This window comes from Dellaglioa sp. CoH-57-MRSF-22 (assembly GCF_056781895.1).
Map to the genome: position 1 here is coordinate 1 of NZ_JBXAXT010000063.1, position 540 is coordinate 540.

Annotated in this window: 1 protein-coding gene; it reads left to right on the forward strand. The window is 52.6% G+C overall.

The window, feature by feature from the left end; all coding sequences use genetic code 11:
• On the forward strand, positions 1-540 hold a 540-nt coding region (locus AC1RPR_RS08155), incomplete at both ends, for a GIY-YIG nuclease family protein (protein ID WP_481763460.1).

The following is a 540-nucleotide window of genomic DNA, read 5'->3' on the forward strand; positions in this document are numbered from 1 at the left end:
GGTATAACTCAACGCGCTGTTGCTGGGTTTGATCCCGAGCGAGCGGCCTTCGTGTATGGTTGGTGGTCACCCAAGCGGGCGCGTTATGTTTACATTGGCGTTACAGTTGTTTCCGTTAAACATCGTGTAAGCCAGCACATCAGTGATGCAACCTCAAAAGAGGGCGCGGCTTTTCAGCGTCTGCTGCGTGCTGAGGGTGCTGACAGTTTCGAAGTCCACACTCTGTGGACTGGTGTTCTCGCAGATGCACAGGATGCTGAACGGCGGCTTATTAAGAAGCACCGCACCTGCATCAGCAAAGGTGGATTTAACACCGTGGTGGGTGGGAGTTTGGGTAGTGCGTCTGGCAGTCAGATCGAGTATAAGGGTGTGCTGTATAAATCAGCCCGTGCCTTTTCTGACTACTTGGGCGTACCATCCTATTGGGTTGTGGATAGGCGGAAAGCTGGGGACACGCCAGAGCAGATCGCGGCTAAGGCTGTATCGAGAAGTACGCACAGAATTATTGTGAATGGAGTGTGCTACACAACTCGTAAAGAG